The 4,030-nt window shown below is 67.8% G+C and carries 4 protein-coding genes; 2 read left to right on the forward strand and 2 right to left on the reverse strand.

Going from position 1 to position 4,030, the window contains the following annotated elements:
• A partial coding sequence (locus ACAM49_RS39105; protein ID WP_369640558.1) for a cytochrome P450 occupies positions 1-1,237 on the reverse strand: 1,237 nt, incomplete at its 3' end.
• A 114-nt stretch (positions 1,238-1,351) separates the two neighbouring features.
• On the opposite strand from ACAM49_RS39105, the gene ACAM49_RS39110 reads away from it, so the two are divergent.
• Together ACAM49_RS39110 and ACAM49_RS39115 are read left to right on the forward strand one after the other, a co-directional pair.
• Positions 1,352-2,536, forward strand: coding sequence for a sensor histidine kinase (locus ACAM49_RS39110; protein ID WP_369640559.1), 1,185 nt, complete (start codon positions 1,352-1,354; stop codon positions 2,534-2,536).
• The gene (locus ACAM49_RS39115; protein ID WP_369640560.1) at positions 2,533-3,171 is read left to right on the forward strand and encodes a response regulator; all 639 of its coding nucleotides are present in this window, start codon (positions 2,533-2,535) and stop codon (positions 3,169-3,171) included. Before ACAM49_RS39110 ends, ACAM49_RS39115 begins: the two co-directional genes overlap by 4 nt.
• On the opposite strand, the gene ACAM49_RS39120 is transcribed toward ACAM49_RS39115, so the two are convergent.
• Positions 3,162-3,791, reverse strand: a complete 630-nt coding sequence (locus ACAM49_RS39120) for a LysE family translocator (RefSeq protein WP_369640561.1) — start codon at positions 3,789-3,791, stop codon at positions 3,162-3,164. The two genes, ACAM49_RS39115 and ACAM49_RS39120, sit on opposite strands and share 10 nt — an antisense overlap.
• Positions 3,792-4,030: the final 239 nt, after the last annotated feature.

Here is a 4,030-nt window from a genome sequence, read left to right on the forward strand (position 1 = left end):
GGTCGAAGACGGTGGGGTTGGGCCAGACGGTGGGGTGGTGGTGGAGGGCGTGGAGGCTGATGGAGACGGTGGTGCCGGCGGGGATGGGGAAGTCGCCCAGGAGGTCGGCGGATTTGGCTACGCGGGCCAGGCCGACTATCGGCGGGTAGACGCGCATGGTCTCGGCCACAATCGCTTTGGTCCAGGGGAGGTGGTCGAGGTCTTCGGCGGTGGGGGTGCGGCCGGACAGGACTTCGGCGAGTTCGGTGTGGAGGCGGGCCAGGACGTCGGGGTGTTCGGAGAGGAGTTTCCAGGTCCAGGCGAGGGCGGTGGCGGTGGTTTCCATGCCCGCGCCGAGGAAGGTCATCAGCTCGTCGTGGATCTCGGTGTCGGTGTAGCCGTAGCCGGTTTCGGGGTCGCGGGCGTCCATGAGCAGGGCGAGGAGGTTGTCGCGGCGGGTGATCGCGCCGGTGCGGTGATCGGCGATGAGGCGGTCGATCACCTGCTCGAGATGCCGCAGATCGGCCATCGCGCGTGGGGCGAGCAGCCAGCCGCCGACGCGCATGACGCGGGTCGGTAACCGATGCAGCCGCGTGAAATCGGCGAGTGCGCGCAGGCCGTGGGAGACGCCGGTGACATAGCCGACGCCGAAGAAGCCGAGCAGTCGCGACAGCGTGACCTCCGACATCGGCCCGTTCAGATCGACGCCGAACATGGTGCGGGCCACCACATCCAGGGTGAGCCGATTCATCTCCGCGCTCACGTCGACGGGCGTGCCGTCCGCCCCGAGCCGCGCCATCCGCTCCGCGCAATCCCGCGCGGCCTCGGTGATCGGCCCGGCCAAGGTGGCGATATTGCGCTTGCCGAACACCGGCTGCACCAGACGCCGATTCCGTTGCCACCGTTGCTCATCGGTCTCGGTCACCAGCCCCCGACCGAACGCCACGGCGAGCATCTCGTACTCCGCGCTCTTGGCATAGTTGTCCTGATTGGTCACCAGCACCTGCCGTGCCAGCTCCGGACTGCGCACCAGCACGAAACGCAGGAATGGCATGCGCGCCACCATGATGTCGTCCTGCCCGGGCAGCTGAGTGCCGTAGAAGTCGGCGATCGTGCTGTCGCGCAATCGCGGCACCACCTGGGCGGCCAGCTTCCACGACTGCCACCACGACACCCGCGTGCGATGCCAGCGCAGCGGCGCGGGCTGCCAGCGGGGCGGGTAGAGCGTCGAATCGGGTGTGGACGAAGTGATCGTCATGGCGAATCCCCTTGTTCGCGTGAGCCTTTCTCGCAGCGTAGGCAGGGTGGGAAGACGTCCGCGTCAACCGTTCGGCGGACACCCGTCGCCCGGAGCGGGAGTTATCGTCGGAGCATGAACGTGCGCGCCTCCGCACCGGAGCGGTGGGAGTTCTGGTATCGGATCTGGTGCACCTATGTGGTGGGCGGCTGCGTGGCGACCGGCGTGCTAGTCGTCGCGCTGCGGCAGCAGTACCCCGGCAATACCTGGGTGGCGCTGGCGGCGCTGGCCTGTCTGCTCGCCTGGACCGTGCCGTTGAAGCGGCGGCGCAATAATCCGGAGTGGTTCTATCGCCGTGCGGTGAACCGAGATTCGGTGTTCTTCGTGGCGGGTGTGCTGGTGTTCTTCCTTGTCGCCGTCTGGTGGGCGGAGCCGGCCATCACCGCGATCATGGTGGTATACGCGCTGATCTACATGTCGCTGCCGGTGCGGCCCGCGATGATCGTCGCCGCGGCGGTGAGTTTCGTGCCCCTGATCTTTTCCATCGCCACCGGGGTGGATCTGCCCATGGGACTGGCGATCTCGTTGATCGCGGTGGTGTTCAACCCGCCCATCGGGGCCACCATCACCCTGGCGATCGATCGCGGCGAACAACTCGCCGTTCTGCTCGACGAACTGGAACGCAGCCGCGCCGATGTGGCGCGGCTGTCGCGCGAGGCCGGATCGGCCGCCGAACGCAGCCGACTGGCCCGGGAGATTCACGACACGCTGACACAGGGATTCGCGGGCATCGCGGCCCTGTCGCAGGCCGTGGAATCGGAGTTCGACGATGACCCGGTCACCGCGCGCAGACATGTCGCGCTGATCGGCGCCACCGCGCGCGAGAACCTGATCGAGGCGCGTGCCATGGTGGAGACGCTGACACCGCCGGAGCTGGGCGCGGGGTCGCTGGCCGAATCGGTGCGGCGGCGCTGCCACAGGCTCGGCGACGAGACCGGTATCGAGGTGGATGTACACGTGGATTCGACTGTGCCGCAGCTGGATACCGGGTCGGAGGTGGTGCTGCTGCGTGCCACGCAGGAGACGCTGACCAATATCCGCAAGCATGCCAGGGCCGACAGCGTGCGGGTCGATCTCGCTCGGACACCGGGCGGTGTGCGATTGACAGTGGAGGACAACGGGATCGGGTTCAACGGTGGCGGCAACGGCGGCTTCGGGCTGGCCGGACTGCGCAGCCGCGCGGATGAGATCGGCGCGACGGTCACCGTGACCTCGACACCCGGCGCTGGCACCCGCGTCGAGATCGAGGTGCCGACGTGATCACGGTCCTGCTGGTCGACGACCATCCCGTGGTGCGGGAAGGCATGCGCGGAATGCTGTCCCGCGAAACCGATCTCACCGTCGTCGGCGAGGCCGCGGGCGGTGCCGAAGCCGTCACGGTGGCGACCGCATTGCGTCCGGATGTGGTCCTGATGGACCTGCGCATGCCTGAAATCGACGGCGCTACAGCCACCGAACGCATTCTGGCTTCCTGTCCCGCCACCCGGGTGGTCGTGGTCACCACCTACGAGACCGATGCCGACATCCTGCGCGCCGTCGAGGCGGGTGCCTCCGGTTACCTGCTGAAGGACAGCTCCCGCCTGGAACTCGCCGCGGCCATCCGCGCGGCGGCCCGCGGTGAAACGGTACTCGCCCCCTCGGTCCGAGCCCGCCTGCATCAGCGCGATCGTGACCCACAGGTGGCGTTGTCGGCCCGCGAAGCCGAGGTGCTGACGCATGTCGCGCACGGCCTGACCAACATCGAGATCGGTCAGGCCCTCCATATCAGCGAGGCGACGGTGAAGACCCACCTCCAACGCGCCTTCACGAAACTCGACGTCTCCGATCGCACCGCAGCGGTCACCGCTGCCCTCGAACAGGGTCTGCTCACCACGCGAGCGCCGCGTCAGCGGTGACTTGCGGCCAGCTTCACGCCGAAGGCCACCAGGACGGTGCCGGTTACGGTGTCCATCATTCGCCGCACCGAGTCTCGGCTGAGCCAGGTTTTGGCGAGACCCGCGGCGAGGATGACCGCGGTGAACCAGGCCATGCCCTCGAGGTTGTGTACTACGGCGAGGGCGCAGCCCATCAGGAGGGGCGGTGCGCCGGGCGGGAGGAATTGGGGGAGCATCGCTATGTAGAAGACTCCCATTTTCGGGTTGAGCAGGTTGGTGCCCAGCCCGCGCGCCCAGGCGCCCAGCATGCCGCCGGAGGAATCGGGCTCGGCGGCTGCTTGCGTGAGGTCCGAATGGCGGAATCCCTGACGGATCATGCCGATACCCATCCAGATCAGGTAGAGCGCGCCCGCTATCCGCAAGGCGGTGTAGCCCACCTGCGATGCCGCTACCAAGGCCGAAACCCCTGCTGCCGCAGCCACTCCCCAGACGAGGGTGCCGGACCCCACCCCGAGCGCCGTCGCGAACGCATAGCGGCGGCCTCGGCTCACCGCCGCCCGCAACACGATCGCGGTATCCAATCCCGGTACCACAGTGAGCATTCCAGCGACGACGGCAAACGACAGCAGAGCCTGCATCATGCGCCCAGCCTAGAGCCGCACCGTCGAGCAGCGGGCGCGCTGGTTGTGAAAGATGTATGTTTATGACCGATTCGGTGACCTATTCGCGGTGGTGTCGCGAGGGGGGATCGGGTTGTTAGGGTTCGCCGCCGTCGTTGTTCGGGGGTGGTGGATGTTCTAGTGGAGGGAATCGGCGGGGATGAGACGCGTTTTGTCGATGGGTTCGGCGGGGGCCGCGGCGGTCGCGGTGGCGATGGGGG

The organism is Nocardia sp. JMUB6875 (assembly GCF_041154655.1).
In the GTDB taxonomy this organism is placed as follows: Bacteria; Actinomycetota; Actinomycetes; order Mycobacteriales; family Mycobacteriaceae; genus Nocardia.

Excerpts from the sequence above, each read along its gene's own strand:
- ACAM49_RS39110 (WP_369640559.1), top strand. The coding sequence starts at position 1,352 with ATGAACGTGCGCGCCTCCGCACCGGAGCGGTGGGAGTTCTGGTATCGG.
- ACAM49_RS39120 (WP_369640561.1), bottom strand. The coding sequence starts at position 3,791 with ATGATGCAGGCTCTGCTGTCGTTTGCCGTCGTCGCTGGAATGCTCACT.